The organism is Geobacter anodireducens (genome assembly GCA_001628815.1).
In the GTDB taxonomy this organism is placed as follows: Bacteria; Desulfobacterota; Desulfuromonadia; order Geobacterales; family Geobacteraceae; genus Geobacter; species Geobacter anodireducens.
Genome location: CP014963.1, coordinates 2,317,401 through 2,331,353, shown reverse-complemented (window position 1 = coordinate 2,331,353; position 13,953 = coordinate 2,317,401). Strand labels below are relative to the sequence as shown.

The 13,953-nt window shown below is 61.6% G+C and carries 13 protein-coding genes, 2 pseudogenes and 1 other annotated feature; of the genes and pseudogenes, 5 read left to right on the top strand and 10 right to left on the bottom strand.

The window, feature by feature from the left end; all coding sequences use genetic code 11:
* Window positions 1-66: 66 nt before the first annotated feature.
* The 10 genes and pseudogenes from A2G06_10655 to A2G06_10610 form a co-directional block, all read right to left on the bottom strand.
* Window positions 67-1,191: a hypothetical protein gene (locus tag A2G06_10655; protein ID ANA40667.1), complete on the bottom strand. Its 1,125-nt coding sequence runs from the start codon at window positions 1,189-1,191 to the stop codon at window positions 67-69.
* A 47-nt stretch (window positions 1,192-1,238) separates the two neighbouring features.
* Window positions 1,239-2,597 carry a pyridine nucleotide-disulfide oxidoreductase gene (locus tag A2G06_10650; protein ANA40666.1) on the bottom strand — a complete coding sequence of 453 codons (1,359 nt, stop codon included), beginning with the start codon at window positions 2,595-2,597 and terminating at the stop codon, window positions 1,239-1,241.
* Complete coding sequence (locus A2G06_10645) at window positions 2,594-3,043, bottom strand: 4Fe-4S ferredoxin (protein ANA40665.1); 450 nt, start codon at window positions 3,041-3,043, stop codon at window positions 2,594-2,596. Before A2G06_10645 ends, A2G06_10650 begins: the two co-directional genes overlap by 4 nt.
* A gap of 4 nt (window positions 3,044-3,047) precedes the next feature.
* Window positions 3,048-4,616, bottom strand: a complete 1,569-nt coding sequence (locus A2G06_10640; protein ID ANA40664.1) for a glutamate synthase — start codon at window positions 4,614-4,616, stop codon at window positions 3,048-3,050.
* A 305-nt stretch (window positions 4,617-4,921) separates the two neighbouring features.
* Complete coding sequence (locus tag A2G06_10635) at window positions 4,922-5,920, bottom strand: pilus assembly protein PilZ (protein ANA40663.1); 999 nt, start codon at window positions 5,918-5,920, stop codon at window positions 4,922-4,924.
* Window positions 5,917-6,120 (bottom strand): disulfide oxidoreductase, encoded by a 204-nt coding sequence (locus A2G06_10630; GenBank protein ANA40662.1) that lies wholly within the window; start codon window positions 6,118-6,120, stop codon window positions 5,917-5,919. The genes A2G06_10635 and A2G06_10630 overlap by 4 nt, the downstream gene beginning before the upstream one ends.
* Before the next feature lie 166 nt (window positions 6,121-6,286).
* Window positions 6,287-7,486: an aspartate aminotransferase gene (locus A2G06_10625; GenBank protein ID ANA40661.1), complete on the bottom strand. Its 1,200-nt coding sequence runs from the start codon at window positions 7,484-7,486 to the stop codon at window positions 6,287-6,289.
* A gap of 41 nt (window positions 7,487-7,527) precedes the next feature.
* Window positions 7,528-8,000 (bottom strand): annotated as a pseudogene (coaD, locus tag A2G06_10620) (pantetheine-phosphate adenylyltransferase).
* Between the two features lie 6 nt (window positions 8,001-8,006).
* A complete protein-coding gene (locus A2G06_10615; protein ID ANA40660.1) occupies window positions 8,007-8,570 on the bottom strand; it encodes a 16S rRNA (guanine(966)-N(2))-methyltransferase RsmD in 564 nt (187 codons plus the stop codon).
* Entirely contained in the window at window positions 8,558-9,652 is a 1,095-nt protein-coding gene (locus tag A2G06_10610) for a fructose-bisphosphate aldolase (protein ID ANA40659.1), read from the bottom strand. The genes A2G06_10615 and A2G06_10610 overlap by 13 nt, the downstream gene beginning before the upstream one ends.
* 157 nt (window positions 9,653-9,809) lie before the next feature.
* Here A2G06_10610 and A2G06_10605 point away from each other — a divergent pair.
* The 5 genes and pseudogenes from A2G06_10605 to A2G06_10585 all read left to right on the top strand — a co-directional run bounded on the left by A2G06_10605 (window position 9,810) and on the right by A2G06_10585 (window position 13,952).
* Window positions 9,810-10,962, top strand: a pseudogene (locus A2G06_10605) (deoxyguanosinetriphosphate triphosphohydrolase).
* An 83-nt stretch (window positions 10,963-11,045) separates the two neighbouring features.
* Window positions 11,046-11,121, top strand: a binding site (cyclic di-GMP riboswitch class I).
* Between the two features lie 90 nt (window positions 11,122-11,211).
* Entirely contained in the window at window positions 11,212-11,778 is a 567-nt protein-coding gene (locus A2G06_10600; protein ID ANA40658.1) for a hypothetical protein, read from the top strand.
* A gap of 260 nt (window positions 11,779-12,038) precedes the next feature.
* Complete coding sequence (locus A2G06_10595; GenBank protein ID ANA40657.1) at window positions 12,039-12,521, top strand: nitrous oxide reductase accessory protein NosL; 483 nt, start codon at window positions 12,039-12,041, stop codon at window positions 12,519-12,521.
* Window positions 12,522-12,526: 5 nt separating this feature from the next.
* Entirely contained in the window at window positions 12,527-12,832 is a 306-nt protein-coding gene (locus A2G06_10590; GenBank protein ID ANA40656.1) for a hypothetical protein, read from the top strand.
* Window positions 12,819-13,952, top strand: a complete 1,134-nt coding sequence (locus A2G06_10585; protein ID ANA40655.1) for an ABC transporter permease — start codon at window positions 12,819-12,821, stop codon at window positions 13,950-13,952. The genes A2G06_10590 and A2G06_10585 overlap by 14 nt, the downstream gene beginning before the upstream one ends.
* Window position 13,953: the final 1 nt, after the last annotated feature.

Genomic DNA, 13,953 nt, shown 5'->3' with positions numbered 1-13,953 from the left:
AATACCAACCTCTCCTGAGGGGGCAGGCTCGGAGCAACCGACATCCGGTCCCTGGTCCCCGATGGTTTAGATGACGCCCGGCTGCATCTTGACGATCACCGGTTCTCCGCCGCGGGGTGACCATACCTTGTCGGGGGCCGGGCAGATCTCGCGGATTGCAGCCTCTTCGGATGCCATGTACACGAAGTCGTCCTTGGTGGCGCAGACCAGCGGCCGCAGCTTGACCCGGTCATTGAGGCCGATGAGCCCTTCGTTGCTGGCGAAGAGGATTGCGAACGGACCATTGAGAAGCGCGCTGCCGTAAACCTGGCGGATGGCGGTGAGAAGCTGACGCTCGTCATCGGGGAGCCCGTCGATCATGTCCCAGAAGGGGGCGGCCATGGCAAGGCTGGCGAGTTCGGGCGTCAGGCCGTGCTTGCGGATCAGAAGGTCGAGGGTGTAGGCGACCACCTCGGTGTCGGTCAACATGGTGCAGACGTATCCGTACATCTCCAGGTAGCGCTTGTTGATGCCGTAGGACGAGATTTCGCCGTTATGGACGATGGACCAGTCGAGCAGCGTGAAGGGGTGGGCGCCGCCCCACCAGCCCGGGGTGTTGGTCGGGAATCGGTTGTGGGCGGTCCAGATATACCCCGTGTATTCTTCGAGGCGGAAAAAGTCGGCGATCTCTTCGGGGTAGCCGACCCCCTTGAATGCCCCCATGTTCTTGCCCGAGGAAACCACAAAGGCGCCTTCGATTTCGTTGTTGATGGCCATCACGTGGCGCACGACCACGTCCTCATCGGTCATGTTCTGGAAGTCGATGGCCTCGCGGTACTCAGGCGTTTCCAGGGGCCTCACGAAATAGCGCTTGAACAGGGGTGGGTGGACGATGGCCGGGGTGCGGCGGGTAGGAATCTCCTCATAGTGCTCCACAAAGAAGTGGCGCTCCAGGTATTCCTCGGTCAGTTGCAGGGCCATGCCGTTCTCGTACATGAGATGGAAGGCGAAGAATTCCTTGAAGTCCGGGTAGATGCCGTAGGCGGCAAATCCTCCGCCGAGGCCGTTGCCCCGGTCGTGCATCAGGGAGATCGACTTGATGATCACGCTTCCCTCCACGAGGTTTCCCGCCGTGGATATGAAGCCGGTCAGGCCGCAGTTGGAGATGTCCTTCTGGAAGTTATGCGTCGGTTTCCGCGTTGTCTGTATCATTGTTCGAACCTCGGTCTGGTCGTCGAATCGTGTGAGCTGCCGGCCCCTCAGTGCCCCAGCGCCACGGCCTGTCTGCCGGTTTCCGTCACCTTGCCGGCCGGGGCGAAGAGGGTGGTCCGGATATCCTTCGGCAGGTTGGCAAAGCCGAAGTCAGGCGCGAGCAACTGGTCCTTGAAGGGGGCTACGGCAATCTTCTCCCGGATGAGTCCCGAGAAAATTCCGGCCCGGTCCACTGCACCCACGAGGACCGCACCCGCCAGCAGCCCGTCCTTGATGACGATCTTGCGGTACTGGTAGTTTTCCAGGTCCTGGTAGGTGAGGATTTCGTACTCTTTGGGCTCCGCCGGATTGGTGATCCCCATGGAGATGGTCGATACCTTGAAAAGCTCGATGGAGTTCATGGCCAGGCCCCCTTCGTAGGCCCTGGCGCCGCCGGCCATGCTCACCCCGGCGATGTCGCCCTGGATGTACGCATCGGGCCAGATGGGCATGGGATTCTTTACCCCGGAGAAGAAGTCCTTTGCTTCGGCCACGTCGCCCGCGGCATAAATGCCTTCAACCGAAGTCTCCATCCGGTCGTCGACCACGATGCCGCGGTTCACCTCAACCGAAGTCTCCATCCGGTCGTCGACCACGATGCCGCGGTTCACCTCAACCCCGCTTCCCTTGAGGAAGCCGCAGGCGGGGCGCACCCCGATGGCCACGATAATCGTATCGCAAGGGATGAAATCGCCGGAGCGGAGCGTTACGCCGGCAATCTCGGCCCCGTCCCCCTCGATCCGGACGACTGTATCTTCAGTGATGACGTCGATGCCGTTGGCCTTCATCTTCTTGGCTACCACGCGTCCTGCAGGGCGGTCGAACGCGGCAGAGAGAATCCGGTCGGCCAGTTCCACGATGGTGATCTGCTTGCCGAGCAGGTGGAGCCCTTCGGCGGCCTTGAGGCCGATGAGGCCGCCACCGATGACCACCACACGGCCGATGTCGGAAGCTATTCCCTTGAGCTTGGCCGCGTCGTCCCAGGTGGTGAAGGTGAAGATCCGGTCCTTGTCGGCCATCCCTTCGATGGGAGGGATGAAAGGGTCGCCTCCCGTGGCGACCAGAAGACGGTCATAGCCGATGGTGTCCCCGCCGGCGATCCGCACCTGACGAGCGGCGGTGTCGATGCCCGTCACTTCCGAGTTGAGGAGCAGGTTGACGCGGTTCTTCTCGTAGAAGTCCTCGGGGAGATATGCCATCCGCTTTTCCGTAACGAGTCCTCCCAGGAGGTAGGAGATGAGGGGGCGGCCATAGGCGTTGTGGCGCTCGCGGGAGATAACGGTGATGGTCCCCTGCTGATCGATGCTCCTGATGCCCCGGATGGCTCCTACGGCAGCCACCGAGTTGCCGATGATCACGTAGTTCATTTCTGGCTCCCCTCCTTGAAGACAAGCGCCCGATTGGGGCAGGCGTCGACGCAGGCCGGAGACATGCGGTCCGGGCAGAGGTCGCACTTGTTTGCTTTCTTTTTCTTCAGGTTCCGCTGGATCGCCCCGTAGGGACAGGCCATGACGCAGGACCAGCAGCCCACGCACTGCTCCGTGTCGATCCGGACCACACCTTTGTCGTTCTTCTGGATTGCACCGGAGATGCAGGCCCGCAGGCAGTCGGGCTCGTCACAGTGACGGCAGGTGGTGGAGAAGGAGACGATGCCGCCGTCGATCTCCTCCACGGTGCAGCGGGCAATGGGGCGCTCGGGCTCGTGCAGGTAGGCCCGCACGGGATCCTTGGAAAGCGAATGCTCGGTGATGCAGCCGACTTCACACAGATGACAGCCGATGCAGGCGTCTTCAATCATGTAGATACGTTTCATGGGGCTATTCTCCAGCCGGCATGACGCCGAGAATGTTCATGTCTTTTTCGCTCAGGCCCACGGCCCGCAGCTTGTAGCGGTTGCCACGGAGGGATTCCAGGGCATTAAGGCCCATGCCGCCGAGGATTTCCTTCATTTCGTGGCCCCAGGCGTGGACCAGGTTCACCAACCGCTCGGCTCCCAGTTCCGGATTGAGCCGCTTGGCCAGGTAGGGGTTGTTGGTGGTGATGCCCCAGGGGCACTTGCCGGTGTAGCAGCGCTGGCACAGGGTGCAGCCCAGGGCCAGCAGGGTCGAGGTGCCCAGGTTGATGGCGTCGGCACCCAGGGCGATGGCCTTGATGGCGTCGCCGGAGGAACGGACCCCGCCCCCCACCACGATGGCGACCTGGTTGCGGATTCCTTCGTCGCGCAGCCGGGCGTCCACCGATGCCAGGGCCAGTTCCATGGGAAGTCCCACGTTGTCGCGAATGACCTGGGGAGCCGCGCCGGTCCCCCCCCTGAAGCCGTCAATGGTGATGATGTCGGCACCGGCCCGGGCAACGCCGGAGGCAATGGCCGCCACGTGGTGGACCGCTGCGATCTTGACCGACACCGGTTTCTCGTAGTTGGTCGCCTCCTTGAGGGCGAAGATGAGCTGGCGGAGATCCTCAATGGAGTAGATGTCGTGGTGGGGCGCCGGCGAGATGGCGTCGGAACCCACCGGGATCATCCGGGTCTCGGAAATCTGGTCGTTGACCTTCTCCCCGGGCAAATGGCCGCCGATGCCCGGCTTGGCGCCCTGGCCAACCTTGATCTCGATGGCGACACCGGCGTTGAGATACTGCTCGCTTACGCCGAAGCGGCCCGAGGCCACCTGGACCATGACATTGGCGCCGTACCGGTAGAGGTCTTTGTGAAGCCCCCCCTCGCCGGTGTTGTAGAGGGTGCCCAACTCGCTGGCAGCCATGGCCATGGCCCTGTGGGCGTTAAGGTTCAAGGCGCCGTAGCTCATGGCCGAGAAGATGAAGGGGTATTCCATCCGGATCTGTGGCGTCAGCTTCGTGGCGAGCTTCGGCTTGCCGGTCTGCGGCGTCAGCTTCGTGGCGAGCTTCGGCTTGCCGGTCTGCTCATCGCGGACGATCTCGATGGAGTGGGGCTTTTTGCCCAGGTAGGTCCGCAGTTCCATGGGTTCCCTGAGAGGGTCGATGGACGGGTTGGTGACCTGAGAGGCGTCCAGCAGCAGGTGGTCCCAGTAAATGGGATACTTGGCGGGGTTGCCCATGGCGGCCAGGAGGATGCCGCCGGTGTCGGCCTGAGCGTAAAGGTTGCGGATGTGGCCGTTGGACCAGGACTCGTTCCGCTTGAAGACCTCTTCATTGGAGCGGATCGTGATGGCGCCAGTGGGACAGAGGGCCGAACAGCGACGGCATCCGATGCAGAGCGTGTGATCCTCGGTGAGGGTGTCGATGGCCTCGGCGTAAGAATGGACCTCGTAGGCGCACTGGCGGATACAGACCTTGCAGCGGATGCATTTTGCGTCGCTACGGTCGACAATGAACTCGTTGAACGACTCGGTTACGGATTTATAGAGCACCTTGGGACCTCCTGGCTTCGGGTCGCATGCGTTTTAGAGTACACACGTTGATGATGTTTTGATTTAAAGCAAAGAGTGTGCCTATTTTGGTGTTGGTGGGCTGGAGGTGTGTTGTTGTGGGTATGTGCTTGAAATTATTGTTGTTTGTTCTGGGTGGAACTGCCGTTTGAAGCCGGTTGGCGCATGGGTGGTTGGAGGGTGTTCAGGAGGAGGGGGTGGTGGTGTAGAAAAAGTAATCAGGTGAGTCGGTGGCATGCCTGGTGCGTACCGGTGTCGTCGTCACCCATGTCGGTGCGGACGGCGCGTTAGCGCCAGGGAACGATGTGGCGGTATTTTTTGATTTCCCGCTCGTATGTCTGCTCAATCTCGCCTTTTCTGCCGTTGATGCGCGAGATGATCAGGACAACAACGGCAACGATGATGAGCGTGACGACGATGATGCCCACGATGATACGGCGGACGCGCCTGTGGCGCGAGTATTCGGCGTACTCCAGGTCGGTGACGCTCACGTTCCCTCCGCGCATGATGCGCAGATGCTCCAACTGGGCAGCCGAAACGAACCCCACCACCATGTCCCGGTCCCGTTCGTCGATACAGAGAAAGCGGAGCGCTGTGCTGAACAGGGGGGGCTCCCCTGCCTTGTGCCGCAGCGCTGCCACATGGACTACCTGGCAGACGACCGGCACTACGCGAAGCTTGTCCTGGGAGATGAACAACTCCATATCCACCAGCGTATCCACGGGGAGTTCCTCGGGGATCCTGATCCTGATGCCTGATCCGCTGATGTTTGCCGCCAGGGGGGGCGGTTGATCCAACTCATTCTCCCGTAACGGTTCCTGGGGAGGGGCAGGGGGAGAGGTGCCCGGCGATTCCACCGCCGTTGGGGGGGGGTACCGGCGTGCCCGCCATCGCTGTCGGATTTCATGGTCGGAAAGGCCGCGGGGGACGGAGTAGCGGAGCGGAATATAGGCATCGATCCGATAGTATTCCCGCAATTCGTCGGGAATGACTTCGCCGATGAGCCGGACGGTCAGCCGGGCATCACCGTGCTCTTCGACGATGATGGCGCGGCAGCAGTAGCCATACCCTCCCTTGCCGAGCCTGAGATCGAGGATGGTGCCGGTGCGGGCGCTTACGTTCTCGGGCAGGCTGTCCCGGGAGAGCTGCAGTTCCAGCAGGTCCCCATCAAAAAGGGTTACGACGCCCCATTCCCTGAACGAGACGTTCTGGGCTCGGGGAAAACGTACCTCGATCCGCTGGGCGAGGTCGAAGTATTTATAGTAGTTGAATAGTTCGTCGCTCATTCCGTGCCGGAGCCGATGCGCTCGTTCAACTCCCTGAGCAGTTGCTCGATATTGACCTTGTGCACACCCGCCCCGTGCTCCAGTTCCTCGTAGTCGGCAATCTGGCATTCATTGCAGTCGAGTCCGTACTTGACGAACACCGTAAGCGTCCGGGGATGTTTCCTGATGATGTCGCCAATGATCATGTCTTTGGTAATCATCGCGCCTCCCTTGTCACCTGTCCTCCCGGTACTCATCGGCACCGGGGGGATTCTCTTTAGCCCGCTGCCCGTTCGTGCAATATAAAAGGCGAGGATGGCACCGTCATCCTCGCCTTTTTCCAAACAATAGCAGGGTTGCGCGACAACGCAACACCGGTGCGGCTCCTTACTTGAGGTTGCCGATCGCTTCCTCGATCCGATCGAGTCCCTTCTTGATGGTTTCCAGGCTCGTGGCGTAGGAGAGGCGGGCATAGCGGTCGTCCCCGAATGCGACGCCGGGGACCAACGCCACTTTGGCGTCTTCCAGCAGATAAGCGGCAAAGTCGGAAGAGTTCTCGATCTTCTTGCCGGCCGGGGTGGTCTTGCCGTACACGCCGGAGAAGTTGGGGAAGGCGTAGAAGGCGCCGGTGGACTTGAAGCAGGTGACCCCCGGAATGGCATTCAGCCGGTCGACGATGTAGGTGCGGCGTTTTTCGAATTCCTTGACCATCTCGGCCACGGCGTCCTGGGGTCCGTTCAGTGCCTCCACGGAGGCCTTCTGGGCGATGGAGGTGGCATTGGAGGTGGACTGGGACTGCATCTTGGTCATGGCGGCCATGAGCGCCTTGGGCCCGCAGGCGTAGCCGATCCGCCAGCCGGTCATGGAGTAGGCCTTGGAGACGCCGTTTACGATGATGGTGCGGTCCTTGAGCTCCGGGCAGACCATGGGGATGTTGCAGAACTCGAGCCCGTCATAGAGAAGTTTCTCGTAGATGTCGTCGGAAACCACATAGACGTGGGGGTGCTTGAGCAGCACCGCGGCCAGCGCCTTCAGCTCATCCTTGGTGTAGGTGGAGCCGGTCGGGTTGCAGGGGGAGTTGAGGATGACGTAGACGGTCCGGGAGGTGATGGCTTTTTCCAGCTGCTCGGCCGTGATCTTGAACCCGGTGGATTCGTCGGTCATGATGAATACCGGCGTGCCGCCGGCCAGCACGATCTGGTCCGGGTAGGAGACCCAGTAGGGACCAGGGATGATGACTTCGTCTCCCTCCTGGATCATGGCCTGGGAGATGTTGTAGAGGGTGTGCTTGGCGCCGCAGGCGACGGAAATCTCGTCGCGGGTGTACTCCAGCCCGTGATCGCGCTTCATTTTGGCGATGATGGCATCTTTCAGATCATCGGCGCCGCCCACCGGCATGTATTTGGTGAAACCTGCGTCGATGGCTTTCTTGCCGGCTTCCTTGATGTTGGCCGGGGTGTCGAAATCGGGCTCGCCGGCACCGAAGCCGACAACGTCGATGCCCTGAGCCTTCAGTGCCTTTGCCTTGGCATCGATGGACAGGGTGGGGGAAGGCTGGATCTTGTTGACGCGGTCTGCAAGTTTCATTGTACCCTCCTTGGGGGTGATGGAAATGTCCGAATGGGACACTAACGATCTGGTCTGGCGAATTTGTCCGTGGCGCCAAGCCGTCGATGGGGCCGTTCAGGGAGCTCACCTCCTTCACGATGGAGGAGGAAAGATAGCCGTAGGGAACCGAGGTCATCATGAAGAGGGTCTCCACGTCCTGGGAGATGCTCCGGTTCATCTGGGCGATCTGGAACTCGTACTCGAAGTCGGATATGGCCCGCAGGCCCCGGATGATGACCGTTGCCTTCTGGGAGAGGACGTAATCTATCAGAAGGCCGTCGAAAGTGTCAACCCTGGCCCTGACGTTGTCGGCCAGCACCCGCTGGATCATGTCGACCCGCTCGTCAGTGGTGAACAGGGCCGATTTGGCCGAGTTGCGGGCCACCGCAACGATGACCTGGTCGAATATCCTGAGTGCGCGGTCGATGATGTCCAGGTGGCCGTAGGTGATCGGGTCGAATGAGCCGGGGTAGACGGCAATCTTGGTCGGCATGGGCGTTCAGTTCCTTTTCCGGAAGAATGAGAGGGCGGTATCGCCGTAGATCCGCCGGTCAACCAGGTGGAGCGGTTCCATGAGATCGGGCAATACCTCGTCCACGGCGGATTCGACGACAATGATCGTTTCTTCTGCGATCAGGGGCGACCCTGCCAGGCGCCCCAGGACCTTGTCAGCCAAGCCGAGCCGGTAGGGCGGGTCGAGCACCACGAGCCGGAAGGGGGCTCCTTCCCGCTCAAGGGAATCAATGGCGGCCAGGGCATCCCTGGCGATGATGCGGGCCCGGTCGCCAAAGCCGAGTTCATCCAGGTTGCGCCGGATCACGGCCACCGATTCCCGGTGGCTGTCCACGAACACCGCCTCGCTGCAACCGCGGCTCAATGCTTCGATTCCCAGGTTCCCGGTCCCGGCGAACAGGTCCAGGACGCGTGCCCCTTCGAATCCCTCCATCCCTGAATGAAGAATGTTGAAGAGAGCCTCCTTGATCCGGTCGGCCGTGGGGCGCACCCGGTTGCCGCGGGGTGCGGCCAGGCGGCGGCCCCGGGCGCTTCCGCCTACGACCCGCACCGGTCCTGTCCGATGAGGGGGGCGATGCGCGAGGCGCTACCCCTGGCGTGGAAGGCCAGCAGGAATTCCTTGGCCTCCCGGTAGGCCATGTCGTGGATGAGCCGGGCGTTGGCCTCGGGGATGGCGTCGATGTCGGCCTTAAAGACCCGGGTCGCGAACTTGATGTCCCGACCGTTTTCCTTGGCCCAGCGCCGCATGGCGTCCATCAGGTCCAGGGGAAGCCCGGCATGGGCCACGTTCTGCCAGAGGGTGCCGATATTTCCTTTTCTGATGCCGTAGTCGGCCAGCTTTCCCACGAGTTTGAGGGGGGTGCCGGTGATGCCGTGCTGCACCAAGCCGTCCAGGCCAAAGCGCAGGGCCGTCTGGTGGATTTCGCTGGTTCGCTTGAGGTCAATCCGTACCATCTGGCCGTCCAGGTAGTTCCCCCGCTTGGATCCGTTGGCGATGGCGAGGAGCTGGGGGTGGACGCCCTGTTCCGCCAGGGCGGAAAGGAATTCCGCCGTTTCGGCCGCGGTGGCCAGATTCGACTCGGTGCCGACGGGGGGCACCTCGCCCAGCTCCACTTCCAGGCCGTACCCTCGCTCCATGACGGCACGGCACAGGTCGACGGTGATACGGATGTTGTCCGGCAGGGGGTTGAACGAGGCATCAACGGCAAAGGAGGTGTAGCCCGCCTCCAGTTGGGCGGCCATGAGGGCACGGGCCTCTTCCAGCTCCTGTGGTCCGGTGTTCTGGACGGTGATGTGGTCGCCGTGGATGATGAAGGGCTTGGTGAATCCGCACCGTTCGGCATAATCCACCACGGTTTCGAAGAAAACCGCCGGCGTCTGGCCCGTGTAGCCGCCGTCGACGCCACCCTCGGTGCGGGTGAGCTCGAAGGCGACCACGGCATCCAGCTCTTCCGCAGCCTGCATGATGCCGGGGATCACATGTTTGATGCGGGCGTTACAGGCCATGAGGATCGTGTGTTCATTCCTCAGTGCCCTGAAAACATCGCGGCCGTTGAGCAAGCATACGGACGACCGGTTGCCGAGTTTTTTCCGGATATGATCCGGCACGTGGTCAAGAAGAGAAGTATTCATACCTATCCGGTTAACGGCTTGTGCATACCCAGGTAGAATCTTAAAAAAGGCTTAAAAATTTAACATGATGCGTAATGTCTAGTCAAGGGATGTTTTTGTTGTTGACACCCCCGGGACGTCCCATTAGAGTTTTTTCGTTCAAAGGGGAGGTGTCCTTATGGCCGAGGAAGAGGGGATGAGGTCCCTGGAGCGGACGGATCTTGCCGGTTACGCGGCTCGCAGTTGCCGTTCGCGGGGGCGGATGCACCCGGAAGAGTTCAGGGACGACCGCCCCGCTTTCGAGCGGGACCGGGACAGGATCATCCACTGTGCGGCGTTCAGGAGGCTGGAGTACAAGACCCAGGTCTTCGTGAACCATGAGGGGGACTACTACCGCACCCGGTTGACCCACTCCCTGGAGGTGGCCCAGATCGGCAAGGCCATTGCCCGCCGGCTCGCCCTGAACGAGGAGCTGACCGAGGCCCTGGCCCTTTCCCACGATCTGGGGCACACCCCCTTCGGCCACACGGGCGAGGAGGTGCTGAACCGCCTGATGGAGGGCTTCGGCGGTTTCGAGCACAATCTCCAGTCGTTCCGGGTGGTGGACCAGTTGGAGGAGCGGTATCCCGGCTTCAACGGGCTCAATCTTTCCTGGGAAGTGCTGGAAGGGATCATCAAGCATTCATCGCCCTACGGCCGGCCGGCCTGATCGAGGGGTTCCTGCCCGGCGTGGTGCCGACCATCGAGCGCAGATCATCAACTTTGCCGATGAAATAGCCTACAACAACCACGATATCGACGACGGTCTCAAGTCGGGTTACATCACGATCGAACAACTCAACGGGATTGACCTCTGGCGGGAGGTCTGGGAGAAAATCGATGCCGCCCATCCCGGCCTGGACCGGGAGCGGAAGAAGTTCCAGACCATAAGCGCGCTCATCGGCCTTCTCATTCGGGACCTGATCACCGCCACCGAGGCGAATCTGCGCTCTTACGGCATAATGACCCTTGAGGACGTGAGGGGGGTCAACCGTCCCCTGGTGGCCTTTTCGTCCGCCATGGAGGAGCGGAATCGTGCCTTGAAGCGGTTCCTGTTCACGAACCTGTACCGGCACCACAAGGTGGAGCGGATGAGGGTCAAGGCGGAGCGCTATTTGACGCAGTTGTTCGAGAGTTATGTGAAGCATCCGACGCTGCTCCCCCGCAAGTACCAGCAGAAGATGGACACGCTGGGGCGCGAGCGCGTGGTCTGCGACTACATCGCCGGCATGACCGACCGTTTCGCCCTTGACGAGTTCAAGCGCCTGTTCGAGCCCTACGAGCGCGTTTGAACCGGCTTTGCGGGTGCTGCGGGGACACGGCGCTTGACGCGACGCGTGTTCTGGTGCATAGAATGAAGAAAACGCAGCTCGATAGACGATAAGACTAAACCACCCGCGAGGGTGGGACGGAAAGCCCACGGGTCTCACCGAGACAGCCGGGATGCCGAAATATCGATACGATGTTTCCATCCCGTTTTTTTGTGCCCGCTTGCTGCCGTCCGGGACGGCAAGACCCCTCTGTTCCGAAAGGAGATCGTCATGAAAAGAGCAGTCCTCGTGTTATCCCTGGCCCTGACGGCCGTACCCTGCTTTGCCGCGTCCGATGTCGGTTTCGACGTCAACATCAATGTCGGCAACCGGCCCCAGGTGGTGGTGCCGGCTCCGCCGCCGGTGGTCGTTCCCGGCCCGCCTGTGGCGATCGTCGAGCCGCCCGTCTTTCTTGCCCCCCGCTCCCTGGGGTTTTACGTGGCCGTGGGGGTTCCCTATGATCTGTTTTATTTCTCCGGGAGCTACTATCTCTCGTCCGGTGACGTGTGGTACCGGTCAAACCACTACAACGGCCCCTGGGGCGTCGTCAAGTACAAGCATCTCCCTCCTGGCCTGCGCAAGCACAAGCTGGATCGGATCCGCTACTACCGTGACGGTGAGTATCGCGTCTACGAGGTGGAGCGCGACCATTACCGGGGCAAGCATTTCCGTCCCGGCAAGGAGTCGAAGCGTGAGCGCAAGAAGGACCATGACCGCTGGAAAGATGAACGCAGGGGGGGCAAGGATGGTTACAGGGAGCACGGCGGCAAGGGCCGGGGGAGAGGGCACGACGACTAGCCTTTCATGAAACCGCTTTCTGCCGAGCCCCGGGCATCTGCCGCGGGTGGCGGACGAGGGGCCGCAATTGCGGCCCCTTTTTATGTTTCCAGTGGGGCAGAGATGGCCGGCATTGATAAACATTGCAGATGGCACATGACGCATGCCTGTTCCGCTGTCCGGTGCGAGTGGCATCAGGGCCAAAAACGCCGTGTGCTTGTCCTGGGGCGCTTGAACTCTGTAACTCTTTATGGTTGAATAGTTCCCTGAGGAGTCCCGGCATGCATACCTTTCTGACGATGCTGCTTGCCCTGGTGCTCGCTGTCGGCGCGGCTACGGCGGCAGGGGCGGGAAAAGCCGAGCAGTTGAAGATCGCCCCCCGCGACAAATGTCCGGTCTGCGGCATGTTCGTGGCTAAATTTCCCGCATTTGCGGCCCGGATCACCTACCGCGACGGTTCCTACGCCGTGTTCGACGGCGCCAAGGACATGCTCACCTATTATCTCAATCTGAAAAAATATGCCCCCGCTAAATCCGCCAGCCAGATCGCCTCAGTCCTGGTGACCGATTATTACGGACTCAGCCCCATTGACGGCATGAGCGCCCATTACGTGATCGGCAGCGACGTGCTCGGGCCCATGGGGCACGAGCTGATTCCTTTCGCCCGCGCGGCCGATGCGGAGGAGTTCAGGAAGGATCACCGGGGGGTACGGATCGTCCGGTTCCGGGACGTGAACGCCGCCCTCATCGCCGGCCTGGACTGACCGCCGTGACGGTGCGCAAGTCTACGGTCTTCATCGCCTTTGTCGCAGCGGAGCTGCTGGTACTGATTGCCATTGCCGTCCACGCCTTTGTCGTCGTCGGCAGGGACTCCCGCCTCGCCGAGCAGCGTGCCATGGTGAAGCGCCTTTCCCTCACCGACCTGGCACTCTTTACCGATGCGCGTTACACCCGGCATCCGTCCATGGCCGACCTCCACAGCCCGTTCCAGGATTATCCCCTGTCATTTGAACACTTCCCCTCCGGCTCCCTCATGGCGCCGCCTCCCCACGTGAGGACCTATGGCCGGCATTGAAAAATACCGGAGCATCGTCGATTTCACCCTGTCTTCACTGCTGAGGCGCAAGGGCAAGAACAGCGCCCTGCTCTTCGTCTACACCCTGGTGGTGTTCCTCCTGGCCTCGCTCATGCTCTACACCCAGGCCCTGCGCCGGGAGGCCACGGCGGTCCTGGCCGATGCCCCTGAGCTGGTGGTCCAGCGGATCATGGCGGGCCGGCACGACCTGATTCCGGTCGACTACAGCGAGAAAATCAAAGATATCCGCGGGGTCCGCTCGGTGCGAGCGCGGTTGTGGGGGTACTACTACGATCCGCTCTTCGGCGCCAACTATACCCTGATGGCCCCGGAGCAGTTCACCTGGGAGACGGGGAGCGTGGCAGTGGGGAACGGTCTGACCCGCAGCAGCATGGCCGCGAAAGACAACATCATGCCCTTCTACAACCACGGGGGGACCCTGGTAACCTTTACCGTGGCCGAGGTGCTGCCGGCCGCGACAGAGATGGTTTCGGCGGATCTGGTGCTCATGGGGGCTGACGATTTCCGTTCGCTCTTCGGTGTGCCGCAGGGCATGGCAACCGATCTGGTGGTGGAGGTCGCCAACCCCGTGGAAGTCCCCACCATCGCCGGCAAGATCGTGAAGCTCCTCCCCGATGCCCGCCCCATTTCCCGGGACGAGATCCTGCGCACCTATGACGCGGTCTTCAACTGGCGCAGCGGGATCATGCTGGCCGTTCTCTGCGGGGCGCTCCTCTCCTTTTTTATTTTCGCCTGGGACAAGGCCACCGGCCTGTCCGCGGAGGAGCGAAAGGAGATCGGCATCCTCAAGGCCGTGGGATGGGACACCGGCGACGTGCTGGTGATGAAATTCGGCGAAGGGGCGATCATCTCGCTCACGGCATTTCTCGTGGGGGGAACCCTGGCCTACGGGCACGTCTTCTTTACCTCGGCCGCCCTGTTCGGGCCGGTGCTCAAGGGGTGGTCGGTGCTCTATCCGTCGTTCCGGCTCGTTCCGCACGTCGACTTCGGACAACTGGCAGTGCTCTTCTTCCTGGTGGTGGTCCCCTATACCGTGGCGACCATCGTTCCCGCATGGCGGGCGGCCACCGTGGATCCCGATTCGGTCATGAGAGGGTAGC

What these genes read in the sequence shown, in the direction of transcription:
- A2G06_10595 (ANA40657.1), top strand. Translation starts at nt 12,039, where the DNA reads ATGCATACCTTTCTGACGATGCTGCTTGCCCTGGTGCTCGCTGTCGGC.
- A2G06_10600 (ANA40658.1), top strand. Translation starts at nt 11,212, where the DNA reads ATGAAAAGAGCAGTCCTCGTGTTATCCCTGGCCCTGACGGCCGTACCC.
- A2G06_10645 (ANA40665.1), bottom strand. Translation starts at nt 3,043, where the DNA reads ATGAAACGTATCTACATGATTGAAGACGCCTGCATCGGCTGTCATCTG.
- A2G06_10625 (ANA40661.1), bottom strand. Translation starts at nt 7,486, where the DNA reads ATGAAACTTGCAGACCGCGTCAACAAGATCCAGCCTTCCCCCACCCTG.
- A2G06_10630 (ANA40662.1), bottom strand. Translation starts at nt 6,120, where the DNA reads ATGATTACCAAAGACATGATCATTGGCGACATCATCAGGAAACATCCC.
- A2G06_10650 (ANA40666.1), bottom strand. Translation starts at nt 2,597, where the DNA reads ATGAACTACGTGATCATCGGCAACTCGGTGGCTGCCGTAGGAGCCATC.
- A2G06_10610 (ANA40659.1), bottom strand. Translation starts at nt 9,652, where the DNA reads ATGAATACTTCTCTTCTTGACCACGTGCCGGATCATATCCGGAAAAAA.
- A2G06_10655 (ANA40667.1), bottom strand. Translation starts at nt 1,191, where the DNA reads ATGATACAGACAACGCGGAAACCGACGCATAACTTCCAGAAGGACATC.
- A2G06_10585 (ANA40655.1), top strand. Translation starts at nt 12,819, where the DNA reads ATGGCCGGCATTGAAAAATACCGGAGCATCGTCGATTTCACCCTGTCT.
- A2G06_10635 (ANA40663.1), bottom strand. Translation starts at nt 5,920, where the DNA reads ATGAGCGACGAACTATTCAACTACTATAAATACTTCGACCTCGCCCAG.